We start from the raw sequence: 19492 nt of genomic DNA, 5'->3' as shown, positions 1-19492 counted from the left end.
GAATGGGATTTAAACAAGGATTTTTATGGGGTGGAGCTACGGCTGCCAACCAAGTTGAAGGTGGATATGATGAAGATGGGCGTGGTTTAGCAAACGTAGACGTGGTCCCTGTAGGTGAGGATCGCTTTTCAATCATAACGGGACAAGTAAAGCACTTGGATTTTGATAACCAACATTTTTATCCGGCTAAGGAAGCAATTGACATGTACCATCGTTATAAAGAAGATATTGCATTATTTGCTGAAATGGGATTCAGTACCTATCGTTTGAGTATTTCTTGGTCAAGAATTTTTCCTAAAGGTGACGAAAAAGAACCAAATGAGGAAGGTTTAGTTTTTTATGAGAACCTATTTAAAGAGTGCCAAAAGTATAATATTGAACCGCTAGTTACAATCACTCATTTTGATATTCCGATGCATCTGATTAAGGAATATGGCGGTTGGAGAAACCGAAAAGTTGTCGATTTCTACGAAAAATTATGCCGTGTCTTGTTTAATCGTTATAAGGGTTTAGTAAAATACTGGTTAACGTTCAATGAGATAAATCTGTTACTTCATGCGCCTTTTATGGGAGCTGGAATTGTTTTTGAGAAAGGTGAAAATCAAAAAGAAGTGAAGTATATAGCTGCACATCATGAATTAATTGCTAGCGCTCTTGCTACAAAAATTGCTCACGAGGTCGATCCTGAAAACCAAGTTGGCTGTATGCTAGCTGGTGGGAAATTTTATCCCATGACACCTAATCCATTGGATGTCTTTGCTGCCCAAAAAGCAGATCGTGAAAATTACTTCTTTATTGATGTACAGTCTCAAGGAGAATATCCACCATATGCTTTAAAAGAATTGGAGCGAGAAGGTATTGAAGTTCCTTTTAAAAAAGGAGATAAAGAACTTTTAAAAGATAATACAGTTGACTTCATATCATTCTCGTATTATTCAACACGTGTTGCTTCAGCTAATACTGAAGACATGGATCAAGGCGAAGCCAATTTACTGTCTACTGTAGATAACCCATATCTAGAGAGTACGGAATGGGGCTGGCAAGTTGATCCTCTTGGGTTTAGAATTACAATGAATGATATTTACGATCGTTATCGTAAACCTTTGTTTGTCGTTGAAAATGGTCTTGGTGCTATTGATACTCCTGATGAAGATGGTTACGTAGAAGACGACTACCGCATAAAATATTTAGCTGACCATATTCAATCAATGAAAGATGCGGTAGAACTAGATGGTATAGAATTATTGGGATATACGACTTGGGGACCTATCGATCTTGTATCTGCAGGCACAGGTGAGATGAGTAAACGTTATGGTTTCATTTACGTAGATCGTGACGATTATGGAAATGGTACGCTCAAACGTACAAAGAAAAAATCTTTTAATTGGTATAAAAAGGTAATCGAAACAAATGGAGAAGACTTAACGAATAAATAAGCAAAAGAGGTTAGGATAAAAAATCCTGACCTCTTTTACTATAGTTGAAAATTATTTCAACTATAGTCTGATTTAAGTATACCCATAATAGACAATGACGATTATTGATTTCACTATATTTGTAGTGTGGATTATAAGTGTCTATTAAATGGTTTAGGAATAGGGGATAATACGAAGGATAGCTAGGTATATCAACAACGGAGCAAAGTTAAAAAATAATGATTAGAGTTAAAAGAAACTCTAAAGTTTCTAAGACAACAAGATACATTATTACTAGAGTCACTGGGTCGTTTAGGAAGAAACTATAATTATAGTATACAAATTATTAAAAGAGCTTGATCGAAAATAAATTAGACTAATGGTTTTAAATATTTCAATTCTCAATCAAGAATTAGGAAATTCTAGTTTACAAAAGTTAATTCAGAATGTGATTGTTTAAATGTTTTCTTGGACAGTAATTTAATTCAAAAAAAAAAAAGAGCTAAAATCAGCTCCCTTTTTTTTGAATTAAATATCGAGATGGAAGGATTCTAACCTTCACGTATTAAGCACTACTTAAAATACTAGTTACTATTTAATTCTAAGGTGATTTCATCTCGTTTATACGTTTTTCCCTCGCCAAAGATTAATTTCATAAACATCCCTCCTACTAATCTAACTAACCCTATTATTACCAATAGGTCAATTAACACTTCGAAAGAGCTGAAATTAAAATTAATAGAACTAAAAATCATAGTAATGATACTATAAGTGTGTGCATGTATATCTTATCGTAGTTTGTAACACAGTAAAGCAAAACGCACATATCTTCAGAATTATAAAATTACTTTTAGAATTTTCTCGATAAGCTCATCTTTATTTTTTGAATCAAATAACTCCAATAAGTCTTTATCTGTAATTCCAATAAACTCAATATTATTCTCATTTAAAAGATGTTTCATTACAGTACTATTTCTATCATGAATTAAAGGGGCACTAAATATCCCTACAACACTATAACCTCTTATAATATTATCCTTATAAACTCGAACATGATCAATGACTGAAGGAACTTCGGCTTTTTGTTGAAAACTCTTAGCTTTGATTGTAGTTAATTCTAAAACATAGTGTATTCCATTTATGGTAAATACTATATCAGGCGTACCTATCTTTCCTCCTGGAGCAGCGACAGGAAGACCAAATTTACCTATTCTTCCATTCCAGACTACATCATCTATTAACTCCTCGTTTTTCATAAGGTTCAGAATACTATAAAATAAATATTCATAGTACCCTCCTCGCAATGATTTATCACTAGTTTTATCAACACCAGTACTTTTCAATAAAACGTTTAAATAATTCGAAAATTCTCCACTAAAGTTACTTGCTTCTGAATGACTAATTATTTTTTGTTTTATCAAGTTAAATTGTTGATTGTACGTTAATTTAGGAATTTCTGTTATTTTCATAGAAGAAATTGTTGAGATAGTTATTATTCTATTTGAAAATGTCGGAATAAAATGTATGCTCTCTAAAACAGTTCCGTCTTCTATACTAATAATAGATAGTATGTATTCCTCATTAGGAAACATTGGCAATTCTATTAAACCATTTTCTTCAATTAAATCAATAAATATTATGTGATTTTCTTTTTCTATATTTATTAAAAAACTCTTTTTCAAGCTATTAGTTATTGTAATAGCTATTGGTGGAAATAGTCTACTAGGGTCTCCAATATAATCAATCCACAAATCTACATTTTTACCAAAATCGTAGATTTCTGCGTCCTGATACTTTTTATTTATAACACTCTCTACATAAGTTTGAAATTCTTTTTTTACTTTTATTGCAGGCAACTTATTTTTTCTATTGTTAGGTTTGACTTTAATTCGTTCAATAATACCTGTAGCTTCTAAAATAGATTCGAAATAAGAAGCAGAGGGGGCTTTCACTAAAGTAATATTTCCTATATGTGTTTTTTTATACTCTGTCATTAAATTGGATCTTTTTTCAAGTTCTAAATCTCTAAAATTTTTAATTTCTTGAATTACTAAATCTTTTTCAGACTCTTCCTTTATTCGTAATAAATAATATCCTATTTCTTCTCGATCTAAATAAATTAATTTACTTAGTAGATATAAGGTAATCCTAAAAGGAAACAATAAAATATTCTCACAATCTTTTAATATTATAGGATTAGTAATTATTAGTTTTTCCATTTGTTCAAGAACTACGGATGATTCTGTAATTAAAAAATCACCACCCTGTTTTAAATTAGGAATTTTAACTAAATTATTTCTATGCATATCCAATATTTTTTCTCCGGCTTTGGTAAGATTTATTGTATTAGGAGTAGAACTGGAATTAATATATAAAAGACCAAGATATTGTGGTAAAGCTAAAAGAGTACGGATAGATTGATCAGATATATTTCTACCATTATTAGTAGCCCCTCTATTTTTTAAATTCACTCCAAGATTATTTTGTTTCGAAGCATCCCAGGATTTTCCATTGTAATTTCTATCAACAATACCTTCTATTAAACATATAGTCTGATGTATGCTACTTCTTTTTGGTACTAACCATAATTCTTTACTTCTATTTTTTTGTGCCATATTAACTCTCCTTTTTTATGACTAACACACAATCAGAACTAATTTTTCCTCCTTTATTATTGCGTGGAAATCTAATGTAAGGATTTCTAATAACATAAGAGAAGTTTGTTTCATAAGAATATCCGTTTTTTAGAGCTATTTCTTTGATGATTTTCCAGCTAGGAACGTTTATTTTTCTGATTGTACTGTCACCTATAACAATAACATAATATCCGTTTTCTTTTAATGATTTGTTTACTGATATTAAATTTTTTTCCATGTCTTCAAAAAATTTCTTAACAATTAATGCTCTTTTCAAATCTATTTCAGCTATTTGATAATAAATTTCTTTTAAAATTGAAGAATTATTAAGAATATCCAGTTTATTACTTTCTTCTTTTACGTTTATCTGTTCTGTTCCTACATAGTCTTTTTTTGACTTTCTTATCATATCTTCGTCTATGGTTTCGAGCCATAAGTTTTCTAACCTCATTGTTCTAGGGTAATCAAAAGCATTTATATACGGAGGAGAGGTCACAGCTAAGTCGAATTTTATTTTTGTTTTAAAATACAATGCATCTCCTTCAATAATAGTACAAATGTTAGTTATGTTTTCTTCAACCATTTCCTGTTCCATTAACAAGTATCTTAAAAATGTTTTTTTGAATTCATTTAGTGCATCAGGAGGAGTCTTGATAATTTTCCTAGAAACATATGGTTTAGGTGAAGAGTCATCAGCATTAGAAACTTTTTTTATGATTGAAATAAAACAAATTTCAAAAAAGAGTTTAATAGTCTCGTTGTTGATCTCATCAATAGAGGTCTTCAGCTTGCCTAATACCTCTAAATTATTTTTATTAAACCAATGATCCAAATTATTTATTTTGGGAATATATATAACAGTTTCTTCTTTTTCTACTTTGTTAATTATTTCTGTATATATATATTTAACATCTTGAATATCTTTCATTGAAAACAAATTAGTTTTGGCTTTAATAATTTTTTTTGCTACGAGATCTATCTCAGTACCATACGTGTTATTACCTAATAATATACCTTCTAATAAAGTTGTTCCAGAACCAGCAAAAGGATCGAAAATATTTATATCTTTTTCATTCCCATACTTTTTAATACTCCATCTTGGAATCTCAGGAATAAATTTACAAGGATATTTAAAAAACCCATGAGTATACGTATTGGGACTGGCTTGTTCTATATAATAAGTTCCGTTTTTTTCTGGATTGTTAGGTAGATTCTTTACACTGATTATTTCACTAGACATAAGATACTCTCCCTTAAATATTGTTTTGATTTCTTCGTTTTCTCATACTGTTGAGAGCTCGTAATAATATATCTATCTACTTCAATTCTATCAACTTTAAATCCAATGTTTTCAGCATATTTAGCGAGAAGTAAATCAGTTGGGAAAATCACTCCACCATATGCAGAGTTACCCACAACAATCGCACATACTCCATTTGTCTTTAAAGCATCATAACTTTTTTTTATAATTTCTTTCATCTCAAAAAAGTAAAGAGCCAACATTACAGGTATTTTCTTATCCCATAATTCTCGACCTTTCAATTCCTCTAAAAGGAGAAAAAGAGGGTCGTTTTTTTCGATGATGGCATTTGTTGTTAATTGAGATATCCCATTAAGATGCGAGTGTAAAGAGCTAGATCTCAAAACTTTCAAATCAGAATATGCTTTGACAAAATCTCCAAACCATAATTCTAACTTATAAATTTCTGTATAATCAAAACAATTAGCATAGGGAGGTGAAAAAATAATGGCATCAATGCTGTTATCATTTATATATGATGACATATTTAAGCTGGAATCATTGATTATTTTTGCATCAAACTTCAATTCTGTATTATTTACTATATCAGAATAAATATCTTCATAGTTCTTTCTCAAAACTACTTCCGTTTCAAGAATTGTTGTTACTGTTGATTTAGGTGATTTTCTTTTTTTTAAGCCATTCCCAGCTTTTCTATATAATGAAACTATTTCAAGAGCAGATAACCAGCCTAATTTAAGAAGGTTCTTAACATTTTGGGGAATATTTCTTTCCTTAATTAAAAAATTGATTTTCATAAAAAAAGGCTCTACTTCTATATCGAAAACCTTATTTGAAATCGATAAATCAGGTAAAGAATAATCTAATGAACTGTCTTTCGATTCTTCAATTATTTCTTTATAAGTACTATTAAAGAGTTCCGCTTCTTCAATAGTATAATTTTTAAGTTTACACTCAGATAAAAAATTAGAAAAAGGATTTACTTCAAATCCAATCCCTCTGTGTCCAATAGAATTAGCTCCAATTATTGTTGATCCACTTCCTAAAAAAGGATCTAATATTTGTAAATTATCACCTTCACAGTAGTCACTTATAATCTTTTTAACTAATTCAATAGAATATCCTTCTTTATATCTATACCATCTTTGTCTGGTTTTAGATAAATCATCTGAATAATTTAGTGGACTTGTGTAAGTAGCACCATCTTGACTAGGATAAATAACATTATATCCTTCTTCCATTTTTTTGTATAAATCATGTAAGTTCATATTGTTTTTTGATTTCCTTCCATCTAGTGGTTTTTCGATATAATTAGGAATCAACCATGTTTTCCCAATTTTTCTAGCCCCATTGATTCTGTTATTTTGACATAAGGTAGCAATCCTACGTGGGGAGATGCCCCATTTTTTAGAAACTTCATCAGTTGATTCGTATACCACTATAACACCTCTTTGTATTATTCATTTATCTGATGCTTATCATTCTTTTATGAGTAAAAAAACACGAAATACATCTATTATGATAACATTCTAGATAATCAAATACAATAAAATTTAAAACGACTTTAGTTTATGCGTATTTTTTATAAATTATAATTCGTACTAAAAAAACCTCAAATAAATATATAATGAATTCTATATTAATGAGTCGTTTTATTTTAATATAGATAATTTTATTAACTCGTTTTAAGAGATACTTCTTCAAACAGGAAAACAAGCAAAAAAAGATAGTATTAGAAAAAGTAAAGAATTTGGTTTTTTTGTATTTATTCTAGTTAAGATAAATACAAATAGTTCAAACTAAAAAAACTGAAGGATAGTAGCTCAAGAGCTCTGATCTTCATCTTTTTTTAGTTTGTTTTTTATATCAAATAAAAGCATTTTTGATTCTCTCTCTTTTAGCTTTCGGTATAACGATCCTTGAGAGATACCAGTTATTCTGATAATATCTTTAACAGAATATTGGCCTGAATCATATAGTCTTAAAGCATCTTTTACTTTTTGTTTACCCATTTTCGGTCTACCAAGCTTCACACCGCGCGCTTTAGCTGACGTTAAGCCTTCATTTACACGTTGTACTGTCAGATCGCGTTCCAGTTGAGCAATTACAGCCATCATCTGAAACATAGCCTGACCAGTAGGTGTAGAGGTATCTAAATTTTCTTTTAATGAAATGATTTCTACTCCTTGCTCTTTTAATTCTTCAACTGTAGAAAGAATATCTAATGTCTTTCTACCCAATCGACTAATCGATTCGATAATAATTATATCTCCTGGTCTGACGGTATTAAATAAGCTATCTAATCCAGCACGTTTTTTTTGAGTACCTGTAAATTTTTCTTGAATCAGCTTATCATAACCAACTTTTTTTAAAGCGTCCAATTGACGATAAAGTTCTTGTTTGTCCGTCGATACTCTGGCATAGGCAATTCGCATGATTTCACCTCTTTAAGATATTTTTTTATTATGTATGTAAATAAAGTCATTCTCTGATTTTTAGAACAACTTAATTTAATTTTACCATTTATCTCTTATATGTAATGGTATTTGGTAATAATTATGGATATTGTTTTTGGTAATATTAAGAAAGTTGACTTTATAATGTTTTCTAATAAATTGGTCTTTAGAAAAACATATTACCAAAAACACTTGTTTTTGGAAATAATTAATTATAATCCTAAATACGGATCTTTTATTTCAATTTTTCTATGAAGGTGACAGAACGTCCAGAGTCTAGTTCTGATTAAGACTATTAAATTGACATTTTTATATGGAAAAATTAAACTATAAGTTAAGTTTGAGAATGTTCATAAAAGAAAGGAAGATAAATTATGAAGAATAATAAAGTTATCCAAGGAGTATTAACTTTAACTATTTTAACAGTACTAACTGCTTGTTCATCCCAAGACAATGAAAATGAAGAAGCTGTTGATGGAGGTACACAATCAAGTATGCCAACTATGGAGAGTAGTAACTCTCAAACCGAAAGTAAAACTGAAAGCATGGAAGGTATGCAGCATGACGATTTAAGTGAAATTCCAGTAGGATTACAAGAAGCAGAAAATTCAGAATATGAAATAGGCGACCAGGTTACTTTGCTAACAGATCATATGCCAGGAATGAAAGGTGCAACTGCAACAATAGTAGGAGCTTTTGATACTACTGCCTATGAATTAACGTTTCAACCTACAAATGGTGATGAGTTAGTAGAGAACCACAAATGGGTTATTCAAGAAGAAATTGCTGGAACTAAAGATCAAGAAAAACCTTTGGAACCAGGAACAGAGATTATAGTAGAAGCAAAACACATGGCAGGAATGGAGGGTGCATCAGCCACCATTGATTCCTTTGAAGATACTACGGTGTATATGATAGACTATGAGCCAACAAGCGGTGGAGAAACCGTTACGAACCATAAATGGTTTACAGAAGACGAACTATCAAAAGAATAAGATCAGTATTTATAACTAGAAATTTTATATCAGGATAAAATATAGGGACAGCTTTAACTCGCAAAAGAATACAGCTCTCTTTCAAAAAAAAGAGCTGTATTCTTTTTTTGCTAGTTAATTTAATTCGCCTTTATACAGAATTATTTTTATAGAGGTGATGTAACTAATAATCAAAATTAACAAAAATAGTCAAAAAAATACAGGGTAAACATATTCTTCAATCGTAAATAAAAGCATGAGAAGAAAGTATACCTCTAAAATTGAGTTTTCTTTCTAAACAAAGATAACATAGCTGAAAAATAATGGGTGGCTAACTTAAACTTGAAATTTACGGATTTTATATTTTAAATAAATACGCCTACAAACTTATAACTGCTTTATTCTCATTATGGGAAATACTAGAGAGTAGCAGATAAGAGTTTATTAATTACATAAATATTATTTGTATTATCCTTACAAATTCGAACATTCTTATGAGCATCTAAATAAAAAGAACAGAAGAATAAAGCTTAAATGCTATGATTTTTCTCTTTCTTCTTTTTTTTATTGATTTATATTTTGAAATGGCACCATTAGTTTATTCTCTTTATCTAAGACGATTCCCAAAAATAAAAAATAGCAAATTCTCTTGTTTTTGAAAGAATCGTATAATAGTTTTTTAGAGAAATAATCTATCTTAAATAATTTGTACTTTTTATTTTTTTTTATAAATCACTATCCTTTCAACTGGAATTTATAGCTCTTTAGACAGACTAATCTTATAAAAGATAGCGCTACAATGGATACTCCCTTTTGGTCGTATTAGTGGTGAAAATAGAGATAATTTAATTCAGCAAATTCCTGAAATGACAAATCATTGGATATTATTATTAACGGATACAGAATTAACAAAAATAGAACAAAATGCATTCGATCATTATGGTAGAGTTGGTAAAGTTTACGAGTTGGTTAATGAAGAAGGAAGAACAAGAATTGAGGAAAAAAGCAATATAATGGAGTTGAAAGTGAGAGGGTAACTATGGATTTTTTAAGCGAAGGGAAAAGAACAATCAAAGCAGATGTACGATATGAAGATGTCTACACAAAATTATCAGAAAAAACGGATATGACTATTTCTGAAATATTCTATCTATGTGTTTTGATAGGTTTCCATTCTAAAAGAAAAAGCAATGATTTTATTGTAGGAAGAAAAGAATTAAGAGTAACTTATTTTGACGATACACAAAAATCTGTTTTATATGCAATTGCAAATGGACTTAAGCCTCTGTCTGAACTCACTGGAACAGAAGCTATTAATTCAGTAGTCAGAGAATATCAAAAGTATTCTAACGGTGGAATGGACATTCTAATTGAAGATGTTTTCAAAGATAGATACCAAGATGGAATACTCCAAGGTAGTTATACAAAGTACGAAATAGACATACTGAAATATGTATATGAAAATATTACAGAACTTCCTTTTTAATTGAGAAATACTCAATAAGAGAATTAGTAAGGATTATCTTTTAGGAATTTTATTTCAAAAAAGTATATTATAGTAAAGCAATCGATTAAATCTTAATTCATACACATGATACACTACAGTATCGAAGAATAATAAACAAACAAAACCGATACACTAATTAGTGTATCGGTTTTGTTTGTCTAATGATGTCTAACTGTTGGTTTTAAAGCAATCTGATTGCAATACACTAAAGTTGGCACAGAACTTGCATTATAATAAGTGACTGATGAAACAGATAAGAACTAAACGATCTAACGTGATTGCTTATCTTAGCCTTTATGGTTTAAAGTAGGTGCTTTGTTAGAAGTGAGGAACTTATTAAAAAGTAGATTCAAAAAACGAAAAAGAGGCCACTTAATTTTGTTGATTGCATCTAAATCAGTAAAAGGAAAATACATTATTTAGGAGGTAGAAATATGGTAGGAATTATACTAGCAAGCCATGGCGAGTTCGCAGAAGGCATCTTACAATCTGGAGCGATGATTTTTGGAGAACAAGAAAACGTCAAGGCTATTACGTTAATGCCAAGTGAAGGACCAGAAGATGTAAAAGCAAAAATGCAAAAAGCTGTTGCTTCTTTTGATGACCAAGATGAAGTTTTATTCTTAGTCGACTTATGGGGTGGTACTCCATTTAATCAAGCGAACACATTGTTCGAAGACCATAAAGAGAAATGGGCAATCGTTTCTGGGTTGAATTTACCAATGGTAATTGAGGCATACGCTTCTCGTTTATCCATGACGTCTGCTCATGAAATTGCAACACACATTCTTGAAACAGCTAAGGATGGCATTAGAATTAGACCTGAAGAATTAGAACCAGCAGAAGCAGCGGGTGTTAAAGTTGCAGAAGATGGTTTACCTAAAGGACACCTTGCTCCAAATACAGTTGTTGGTGATGGACAAATCAAATACGTATTAGTACGTGTGGATTCTCGTTTATTGCATGGACAAGTTGCTACAGCATGGACAAAATCTACTCAACCAAACCGTATTATCGTTGTTTCCGATATCGTTTCCAAAGACGAACTTCGTAAAAAGTTAATTGAGCAAGCAGCTCCTCCAGGTGTTAAAGCAAATGTTATTACAATTAGCAAAATGATTGAGATTTCTAAAGATCCTCGATTTGGTACAACAAAAGCCTTAATCTTATTTGAAAATCCGACAGATGTTCTTAGAGCAATTGATGGTGGAGTAGACTTTAAAGAGATCAACGTTGGTTCAATGGCCCACTCAGTTGGAAAAGTTGTTGTCAACAATGTTCTTTCTATGAGCAAAGAAGACGTAGAAGCTTTCACTAAATTGAAACAAAAAGGCGTTAAATTTGATGTACGTAAAGTACCAAATGATTCAGGTTCTAATATGGACGACATCCTTAAAAAAGCTAAAAATGAGTTAGCACGAGCTAAATAACAGAACAAAATTAAATTAAATAGGAGGCCTATTATGTCTATTATATCCATTATTTTAGTAATATTTGTTGCATTTCTAGCTGGTATGGAAGGAATCTTAGATGAATTCCAATTTCACCAACCGTTAGTCGCATGTACATTAATCGGTTTAGTTACAGGAAATCTAACAGCCGGTATCATTCTTGGCGGAAGTCTTCAAATGATCGCACTTGGTTGGGCGAACATTGGAGCAGCCGTAGCACCAGATGCTGCATTAGCATCTGTTGCATCAGCAATTATTTTAGTATTAGGTGGACAAGGCGTTGCCGGTATTCCAGCAGCAATCGCAGTTGCAATTCCATTGGCCGTTGCAGGTCTTTTCTTAACAATGGTTGTTCGTACATTAGCAGTACCTATCGTACATTTAATGGATACAGCAGCTGAAACAGGAAATTTCAGAAAAATTGAATGGTTACACATTGGCGCAGTATGTATGCAAGGTGTTCGTATTGCTATTCCAGCAGCAGCACTTTTATTTATCCCAGCAGAATCAGTTCAAAACTTCTTAGAGTCAATGCCTTTATGGTTAACAGAAGGTATGGCAATTGGTGGCGGAATGGTTGTTGCAGTTGGTTATGCACTAGTTATCAACATGATGGCAACAAAAGAAGTATGGCCATTCTTTGTTCTTGGTTTCGTAATAGCAGCAATTTCTCAATTAACTCTTATCGCAATTGGAGGAATTGGTGTCGCACTAGCTCTTATTTACTTGAACCTTTCTAAAATGGGCGGCTCATCAAACGGTGGAGGCAACTCAGGCGATCCACTTGGCGACATCTTAAACGATTATTGATCCTAAAGGAGGAGAAGAGACATGGTAGAAAAAATTATATTAACTAAAAGAGATCGTTTAGCCGTTGCGTGGCGCTCTACATTTATCCAAGGTTCTTGGAATTACGAACGTATGCAAAATGGTGGTTGGGCTTTCTCAATGATTCCCGCAATTAAAAAATTATATACAACACAAGAAGATCGTGCAGCAGCACTTAAACGTCACTTAGAGTTCTTTAATACTCATCCCTATGTTGCTTCACCAATTATTGGTGTTACTTTAGCGCTAGAAGAAGAACGTGCAAATGGTATGCCAGTTGATGATGTAGCAATACAAGGAGTAAAAGTAGGAATGATGGGACCGTTGGCTGGTGTCGGCGATCCAGTATTCTGGTTTACTGTACGTCCAATGTTAGGTGCTCTAGGAGCATCATTAGCATTAGGTGGAAGTATTCTTGGACCAATTATTTTCTTCGTAGCTTGGAATGCTATTCGTTGGGGATTCATGTGGTACACACAAGAACTTGGCTATAAAGCAGGTTCTAAAATTACCGATGATCTTTCAGGCGGAGTATTACAAGATATTACTAAAGGAGCGTCTATCCTTGGTATGTTTGTCTTAGCCTCGCTAGTACAGCGGTGGGTAACGGTTAGCTTTAAACCAGTTGTTTCTGAAGTTCAATTAGATAAAGGTGCCTATATTGAATGGGATCAACTTCCAGCAGGAGCAGAAGGCATGCGTCAAGCAATTGAACAAGTCAATTCAGGTTTAGCTCTTTCTTCTACAAAAGTAACAACATTACAAAATAACTTAGACCAGTTAATCCCAGGATTAGCAGCATTAGGATTAACATTCTTGTGTATGTGGTTATTAAACAAAAAAGTTAGCCCAATCATTATCATTCTTGGTTTATTCGTAGTTGGTATTGGTGGACACTTAATCGGACTTCTATAATCTTAAAAAGATAAACCGATGAAAATCCGTAGACTAAAAAGTCTGCAAACACTAAAGTGGTTGAGCTTGTTCTCAGCCACTTTTTGTGTTGGTTTAACTTCTCAAAAAAGGTATAATGAACGAAATAAGATAAAAGAAACGGAGCGGATAAAATGGTTGAATCAATTAATACAAAGGTAGATTTGGTAATAGATGCCACCGCTTTTACCGGGTTAACAGATTATGGAAAGATTATGATAGGGGACAATGGCTTTGAATTTTACCATGCGCGTGATCCGCGTAAGTTTATTCAAATTCCATGGGAAGAAGTTAATCTTGTCATTGCTTCTGTGATGTTTAAAGGAAGATGGATTCCGCGTTACGCTATCGAAACAAAGAAAAACGGAACCTATACATTCTCTTCAAAAAAACCTAAAAAAGTCCTTCGAGCAATAAAAGAATACATCGAACCAGAATATATTGTTCATTCGTTGGGTTTCTTTGATGTGCTTAAGCGTGCTTTTAAATCTTTTATGGGAAAAAGATTAGCTAAAAAAAATAAATAGCTACCACAATTTATAAGGCCTAAGATAAAATTCTTAGGCTTTTTTTAGTTCATTTGTTGATTAATTCACAAATGCATAATAAACTGTTTAAGAAAGTTTTAATACGCTTTCACCTTTTTGAAAGGTGATTATCGTTTTATAACCAAAAAAAATAAAGGTAGTATATATGTTAAACAAAAAAAGAGGGTTATCTTTAGGTTTTTGTGCATCACTTGTCATTATGGTAGCAGGTTGTGGAAGTGACGATGAGGCAATGGATAAAGAGTCAATGGCTTCATCATCAACAGCTGAAAGTACAGAAGTTGTTGCAGGAGCATCAATTAGTAGTAAACCAGAAGATTTAGTTATGGGACTTAGCGAAGAGGGTGGTTGGATCTTTGCAGCGACAGATGATATTACACTAACTGAAGATTTAGTTGTTGCTGGAACTTTCTACGATAAAGATGATGAAAGTACAGATGTTTACCGTAAACTAGCTCTATATGCACAAGATGAAGACCGTACAGTAACAGATGAGTACACATTAACTGTACCAACGATTATTGTTGAGTCCCCAAACTTTAAAATAGAAAATGGAACAGTTATTGGCGATATCATCGTTAAAGCAGAAGGCTTTACTCTTGCTAACTCGACTGTTGAAGGAAACGTTACGTTTGATTCTCAAGAATTAATGGATGCATCAACTTTTGATGGCGAAACAATTACTGGAGAAACAACCGTAGCTGAATAATCTTTAAGTAAATTAGTTTAGTTGACTGACCTTTTCTCACTTAATAGTGGTTCATTTGACTATAAAACAAATTTTAAAGAATAGCCCATTCAACATTAAGTTGAATGGGCTATTCTTAATTTCAAACGGTTAAGTATAAATTGAAATAAACGCTCGATTTTCTTTTATTATTTCTAACAAAGGCTATTCTGTGGGAGGATAATTATAATGCAGTTCATCTAGTTTTTGTGAAAAAGTTACAACCTAATATTTTTAATTTTCAGTTGTTATTTTCTTGAATTAGGAGGAATAAATATGTGCACATCTCTAACGTATAAAAAGATTGCTTTTTATTTCGGTAGAAATATGGATATTGAGTATTCATTTAATGAAAAAGTAGTGGTTACACCGCGTAAATTTTCTTTTGGCTTAAAAAGATACAAGAGATTAAAGAGCCATTATGCAATGATAGGTATGGCAACAGTAATTGAGAACTACCCTCTATATGCTGAAGCGACTAATGAAAAAGGTCTTTCAATAGCTGCGCTAAATTTTCCAGGAAATGCCGTTTATTTAAAAGAAAAACAAGATCAGATTAATATCACGCCATTTGAACTGATTCCTTGGATATTAGGAATCTGTACGACAGTAGAAGAGACGAAAGCGGCCTTACAAAACACTAATATAGTAAACATGCCTTTCAACGAACAAATCCTTTTAGCACCATAACATTGGATGATAGCAGACCGTAATCAGTGTATCGTAGTGGAACCAATGAAAGTGGGGTTAAGAATCCATGACAATCTATTTGGTGTCTTAACGAATAATCCACCGTTTGAATTTCATAAAATGAATCTGGCTAATTATTTAAATCTTACAGCGCACTATCCCATAGATCGTTTTAGTTCAGAAATTGAGTTGAGACCCTATGGAGTTTGGATGGGCAGCCTAGGATTACCTGGCGATGTTTCTCCTGCATCTCGGTTTGTGCGTGCGACTTTTCATAAAATGAATGCTGTTTCCGAGGATGATGAGAATGCAAATCTTTCGCAATTTTTCCATATCCTTGATTCAGTAACTATGGTACGTGGCAGTGCGCTCACTAAAGAGGGGAAAAATGATATTACCTCTTATGCTTGTTGTGTGAATACAGATAAAGGTATTTATTATTATAAGACTTACGAAAATAATCAACTGACGGCTATTAATATGTATAATGAAAACTTGGATTCAGATGAGTTAACAACATTTAAACTCATTAAAACGCAGCAAATTAACTATGTAAATAACTAAAATAAGAATAATAAAGAGCGCTATCCTTTTGTGTTGAGGGATAGCTTTTTTCACAGTCAACTAGATTGCTAAGTTCATTCTAGTTCATTCTAGTTTATTAAGTAGTTTGGATATAAATTTTACGTTAAATCCAATATGTCTATGCTAAAATAGATCTATAAATAAAAAAAGGAAGAAGGGAAAGAAGTGAAAGAAATAAATGTCGTAGGTGCGATAGTAATAGAAAATAATCGGATACTGTGTGCTCAGAGAGGAGAAACTAAAACATTAGCAAAGCTATGGGAATTTCCGGGCGGGAAAATTGAACTCGGCGAGACACCCCAAGAAGCATTAGGAAGAGAGCTAAAAGAAGAATTGATGATTGAAGTAGAAGTAGCATCAGAAAAATTTGAAGAGACAAGTTATTCCTATGATTTTGGTTTAGTAAATTTAACGACTTTTATTTGTCTAATAAAAAAAGGAAGTCCCCAGTTAACAGAACACACTAAAATGAAATGGCTTAAGTCTTCAGAGTTAGATAGCTTAGAATGGGCGCCGGCGGATATACCGGCAGTTAAAAAATTGATGAAAGAAATGTGATACTATTGACTGATATTCTAGAACGTTCATTGAAAAAAGCTTTTATTGATCAAAGAGTTGAGGGCTCGATATATGATCCTAAAATTATTATAAACGATGTTGAAACAAAACAGTATATGTTGAATGTTTTACAAGATGAGTTGAATAGTTGTCAAGAATTCTTTTTTTCAGTAGCTTTTCTAACCCAAGATGGATTAGCTGCATTAAAAACACAACTATCAGATTTACATAGACAAAAAATTACAGGGAAAATTTTAACTTCTATTTATTTAGCCTTTAACCAACCAGCAGTGTTTGAAGACTTGCTTAATATACCTAATATAGAGGTACGTATTTCGAAAAAACAAGGATTCCATTCCAAAGGGTATCTTTTCAAACAAACAGGCTATCATTCTTTTATTATTGGCAGTTCTAATTTAACGATGAGTGCGTTGAAAATTAATTATGAGTGGAACGTGCGTTTAACATCATACAATCATGGGAAGATGATTCAAGATATTCAAAAGCATATGGAAAAAGAATGGCAAGAAGCGGAGTTGTTGACTCCAGAATGGATTTTAAATTATAAAAATTTCTATCAACCAACAACTTTTTTTAAAGAGATGACAATGGTCAATGAGCACTCTTTAATAGACAAAGATGTACCGTATATTGTACCGAATAAGATGCAAAAAATTGCCTTAGCTAACTTAGCTGAGTTGAGGGAATCCGGAGCTGGAAAAGGCTTAGTTATCTCAGCTACGGGTACAGGTAAGACGTTTCTATCTGCATTTGATGTTTTACAGGTTAAGCCTAAAAGAGTCTTGTTTGTTGTTCATCGAGAACAAATTCTAAATAAAGCAAAAAGTGATTATCAAAAAATTCTTGGTGGACTGGATAAAGACTATGGAATATTATCTGGGAATAAAAAAGAAATCGATGCGAAATACCTTTTTGCTACAATTCAAACGATTTCTAAAGAGCAAATACTGGCTCAGTTTCCTAAAGATCATTTTGACTATATTTTAATAGATGAAGTCCATAAAGCTGGTGCAAAGTCTTATCATCGTGTACTAGACTATTTTAAACCCTCGTTCTTATTGGGCATGACCGCTACTCCAGAGAGAACAGACGGATTTAATATCTTTGAACTATTTGATTACAATATTGCTTACGAAATACGCCTTCAAGAAGCACTTGAAGAAGAGATGCTTTGTCCATTTCATTATTTTGGAGTAACAGATTATGAAAGAAATGGCGAGTTAATTTCTGAGGCAACAGACTTGAAATATTTGGTAGATGAAGAGAGAGTAACGTATTTACTTGAAAAGTTAACTTATTATGGTTGTTCTGGTAATAGCCCTAAAGGATTAATATTCTGTAGTCGTAAACAAGAAGCGCAAACTCTTTCAGGAATTTTCAATCAAAAGGGAAGACCAAGCTCTTATCTTTCTGGGGACCATTCACTTGAAGAGCGAGAAAATGAAGTTGAGCGATTAGAAAAAGGTGAAATTAATTATATTTTTACAGTAGATATATTTAACGAAGGAATTGATATACCAAAAGTAAATCAAGTAGTGATGCTTCGGAATACACAATCAAGTATTATCTTTATCCAACAATTAGGCAGAGGGCTAAGAAAAGACCATTCCAAAGAATTTGTTACAGTTATTGATTTTATTGGAAACTACAAAAATAACTATATGATTCCGATGGCCCTATCAGGAGATACATCAAGAGACAAGAATAATTTACGTAAAGATACATTTGATGCTAATTTTATTTCAGGTATTTCTTCTGTTAACTTTGAAAAAATAGCGAAACAACAAATTTTCACTTCAATTAATAAAGTTGCTATGGATAGCATGAGTGAATTAAGAAAGAGCTTCGACTTACTCTCTAATCGACTTGGGAGAGTTCCTTATCTTAAAGATTTCCAAGAACAACAAACGTTAGACCCACTATTAATTGCGAATAAAAAAGCAACTTATTATGGGTTCTTAGAAAATATAAAGAAAAATGAAGCAACATTAACAAAAACCGCTACTATTTTTTTAATGATCGCTACAAGAGAATTTTTACAAGGAATGAGAAAACAGGAACTAATTTTATTACAAAATATGATGAACGATCTTGATAGATCCTGGTCTTTAGAAAATATAAAACAATTATTTGAGCAAGAATCGTTATTAGTAAGCGATGAGATAATTAGATCTGTTTTGAATACCTTAGACCTAAGTTTTTATACCGGATCTTTAGCTAAAGCTTATAAAAAACAAGCTTTTATAGAAAAAATTGAGAATAAAGTTACTTTATCACCATTATTCAAAAAAGAAATGAATCATGCTTATTTCATTAAATTGATGGAAGATATTCTTGATACAGGTAAGATGAAGTCTGCTAGCTATGTGCCTACTGAACTTTTAACACGCTATCAAAAATACAAGCGCAAAGATGTTTTACGATTACTAAATTGGCAACAACAAATGGTCGATCAAAATATTGGAGGATATACAACAAGCAATGGAGAATTTGTTATTTTTGTTACACTAAAAAAAGGTGAAAATTTTTCTGGTGCTCAAATGGCTTACGAAGATGAACTACTAGATACTTCAACAATGAAATGGTTTACGAAAGCTCCCAGATCGCTAAACTCTCCGGAAGTAAAAAAATTAATGCATCCCAAAGATTGGACCATCCGCGTATTCGCTAAAAAATCTGACAATGAGGGAACAGAATTTTATTACTTAGGAGATGTAAAACCAGTAGAAGAAACAATTATTGAATTAGAAAAACCAACTCAAGATGGCGGAAAGAAAAAAGTCGTTGAGATGTTATTAAAATTTTCTGAACCAATAGATTTAAACCTTTATCGTTATTTAGAGGCAGGTCAAGATTAAAATAGTTAGTGATATGATCAAAAAATTAAACCTGAAGGGATGAC

At 32.0% G+C, this 19492-nt stretch carries 15 protein-coding genes and 1 pseudogene; 12 read left to right on the top strand and 4 right to left on the bottom strand.

What is annotated here, in order from left to right; all coding sequences use genetic code 11:
• Nucleotides 1-2: 2 nt before the first annotated feature.
• Nucleotides 3-1436, top strand: a complete 1434-nt coding sequence (locus B9Y54_RS00675) for a 6-phospho-beta-glucosidase (RefSeq protein WP_085558519.1) — start codon at nt 3-5, stop codon at nt 1434-1436.
• A gap of 815 nt (nt 1437-2251) precedes the next feature.
• On the opposite strand, the gene B9Y54_RS00670 is transcribed toward B9Y54_RS00675, so the two are convergent.
• The 4 genes from B9Y54_RS00670 to B9Y54_RS00655 all read right to left on the bottom strand — a co-directional run bounded on the left by B9Y54_RS00670 (nt 2252) and on the right by B9Y54_RS00655 (nt 7747).
• Nucleotides 2252-4030, bottom strand: a complete 1779-nt coding sequence (locus B9Y54_RS00670) for a PDDEXK family nuclease (protein ID WP_085558518.1) — start codon at nt 4028-4030, stop codon at nt 2252-2254.
• A 1-nt stretch (nt 4031) separates the two neighbouring features.
• A complete protein-coding gene (locus B9Y54_RS00665; RefSeq protein ID WP_085558517.1) occupies nt 4032-5291 on the bottom strand; it encodes a DNA methyltransferase in 1260 nt (419 codons plus the stop codon).
• Nucleotides 5276-6751 carry a DNA methyltransferase gene (locus B9Y54_RS00660; protein ID WP_085558516.1) on the bottom strand — a complete coding sequence of 492 codons (1476 nt, stop codon included), beginning with the start codon at nt 6749-6751 and terminating at the stop codon, nt 5276-5278. Before B9Y54_RS00660 ends, B9Y54_RS00665 begins: the two co-directional genes overlap by 16 nt.
• A gap of 384 nt (nt 6752-7135) precedes the next feature.
• A complete protein-coding gene (locus B9Y54_RS00655; protein WP_085558515.1) occupies nt 7136-7747 on the bottom strand; it encodes a recombinase family protein in 612 nt (203 codons plus the stop codon).
• A 395-nt stretch (nt 7748-8142) separates the two neighbouring features.
• Here B9Y54_RS00655 and B9Y54_RS00650 point away from each other — a divergent pair, with 395 nt between their 5' ends.
• From B9Y54_RS00650 to B9Y54_RS00605, 11 genes and pseudogenes are all read left to right on the top strand, one after another.
• Nucleotides 8143-8763, top strand: a complete 621-nt coding sequence (locus B9Y54_RS00650; protein WP_085558514.1) for a YdhK family protein — start codon at nt 8143-8145, stop codon at nt 8761-8763.
• An 845-nt stretch (nt 8764-9608) separates the two neighbouring features.
• Nucleotides 9609-9779 (top strand): hypothetical protein, encoded by a 171-nt coding sequence (locus B9Y54_RS12240; RefSeq protein ID WP_159446029.1) that lies wholly within the window; start codon nt 9609-9611, stop codon nt 9777-9779.
• A 2-nt stretch (nt 9780-9781) separates the two neighbouring features.
• A complete protein-coding gene (locus B9Y54_RS00645) occupies nt 9782-10228 on the top strand; it encodes a hypothetical protein (protein WP_085558513.1) in 447 nt (148 codons plus the stop codon).
• A 455-nt stretch (nt 10229-10683) separates the two neighbouring features.
• Nucleotides 10684-11679 (top strand): mannose/fructose/sorbose PTS transporter subunit IIA, encoded by a 996-nt coding sequence (locus B9Y54_RS00640; RefSeq protein ID WP_085558512.1) that lies wholly within the window; start codon nt 10684-10686, stop codon nt 11677-11679.
• 33 nt (nt 11680-11712) lie between these two features.
• On the top strand, nt 11713-12510 hold the full coding sequence (locus B9Y54_RS00635; protein WP_085558511.1) for a PTS mannose/fructose/sorbose transporter subunit IIC: 798 nt from the start codon (nt 11713-11715) through the stop codon (nt 12508-12510).
• Nucleotides 12511-12531: 21 nt separating this feature from the next.
• On the top strand, nt 12532-13443 hold the full coding sequence (locus B9Y54_RS00630; RefSeq protein ID WP_085558510.1) for a PTS system mannose/fructose/sorbose family transporter subunit IID: 912 nt from the start codon (nt 12532-12534) through the stop codon (nt 13441-13443).
• Between the two features lie 152 nt (nt 13444-13595).
• Nucleotides 13596-13988: a DUF956 family protein gene (locus tag B9Y54_RS00625; protein ID WP_085558509.1), complete on the top strand. Its 393-nt coding sequence runs from the start codon at nt 13596-13598 to the stop codon at nt 13986-13988.
• A 166-nt stretch (nt 13989-14154) separates the two neighbouring features.
• On the top strand, nt 14155-14718 hold the full coding sequence (locus B9Y54_RS00620) for a hypothetical protein (protein ID WP_085558508.1): 564 nt from the start codon (nt 14155-14157) through the stop codon (nt 14716-14718).
• 294 nt (nt 14719-15012) lie between these two features.
• A pseudogene (gene bsh / locus B9Y54_RS00615) lies at nt 15013-15990 on the top strand (choloylglycine hydrolase).
• A gap of 186 nt (nt 15991-16176) precedes the next feature.
• On the top strand, nt 16177-16569 hold the full coding sequence (locus B9Y54_RS00610; RefSeq protein WP_085558507.1) for a (deoxy)nucleoside triphosphate pyrophosphohydrolase: 393 nt from the start codon (nt 16177-16179) through the stop codon (nt 16567-16569).
• Nucleotides 16570-16574: 5 nt separating this feature from the next.
• Entirely contained in the window at nt 16575-19448 is a 2874-nt protein-coding gene (locus B9Y54_RS00605) for a DEAD/DEAH box helicase (RefSeq protein ID WP_085558506.1), read from the top strand.
• The last annotated feature ends 44 nt before the right edge of the window (nt 19449-19492 follow it).

This window comes from Carnobacterium iners (assembly GCF_900177385.1).
GTDB lineage: Bacteria > Bacillota > Bacilli > Lactobacillales > Carnobacteriaceae > Carnobacterium_A > Carnobacterium_A iners.
This window is presented reverse-complemented; position numbering and strand designations above follow the sequence as displayed.

Bases quoted from the DNA above. Each gene is read 5' to 3' on its own strand.
- B9Y54_RS00620 (WP_085558508.1), top strand. From the start codon at position 14,155: ATGTTAAACAAAAAAAGAGGGTTATCTTTAGGTTTTTGTGCATCACTT.
- B9Y54_RS00665 (WP_085558517.1), bottom strand. From the start codon at position 5,291: ATGTCTAGTGAAATAATCAGTGTAAAGAATCTACCTAACAATCCAGAA.
- B9Y54_RS00640 (WP_085558512.1), top strand. From the start codon at position 10,684: ATGGTAGGAATTATACTAGCAAGCCATGGCGAGTTCGCAGAAGGCATC.
- B9Y54_RS00650 (WP_085558514.1), top strand. From the start codon at position 8,143: ATGAAGAATAATAAAGTTATCCAAGGAGTATTAACTTTAACTATTTTA.
- B9Y54_RS00675 (WP_085558519.1), top strand. From the start codon at position 3: ATGGGATTTAAACAAGGATTTTTATGGGGTGGAGCTACGGCTGCCAAC.
- B9Y54_RS12240 (WP_159446029.1), top strand. From the start codon at position 9,609: ATGACAAATCATTGGATATTATTATTAACGGATACAGAATTAACAAAA.
- B9Y54_RS00655 (WP_085558515.1), bottom strand. From the start codon at position 7,747: ATGCGAATTGCCTATGCCAGAGTATCGACGGACAAACAAGAACTTTAT.
- B9Y54_RS00670 (WP_085558518.1), bottom strand. From the start codon at position 4,030: ATGGCACAAAAAAATAGAAGTAAAGAATTATGGTTAGTACCAAAAAGA.
- B9Y54_RS00630 (WP_085558510.1), top strand. From the start codon at position 12,532: ATGGTAGAAAAAATTATATTAACTAAAAGAGATCGTTTAGCCGTTGCG.
- B9Y54_RS00625 (WP_085558509.1), top strand. From the start codon at position 13,596: ATGGTTGAATCAATTAATACAAAGGTAGATTTGGTAATAGATGCCACC.
- B9Y54_RS00635 (WP_085558511.1), top strand. From the start codon at position 11,713: ATGTCTATTATATCCATTATTTTAGTAATATTTGTTGCATTTCTAGCT.
- B9Y54_RS00645 (WP_085558513.1), top strand. From the start codon at position 9,782: ATGGATTTTTTAAGCGAAGGGAAAAGAACAATCAAAGCAGATGTACGA.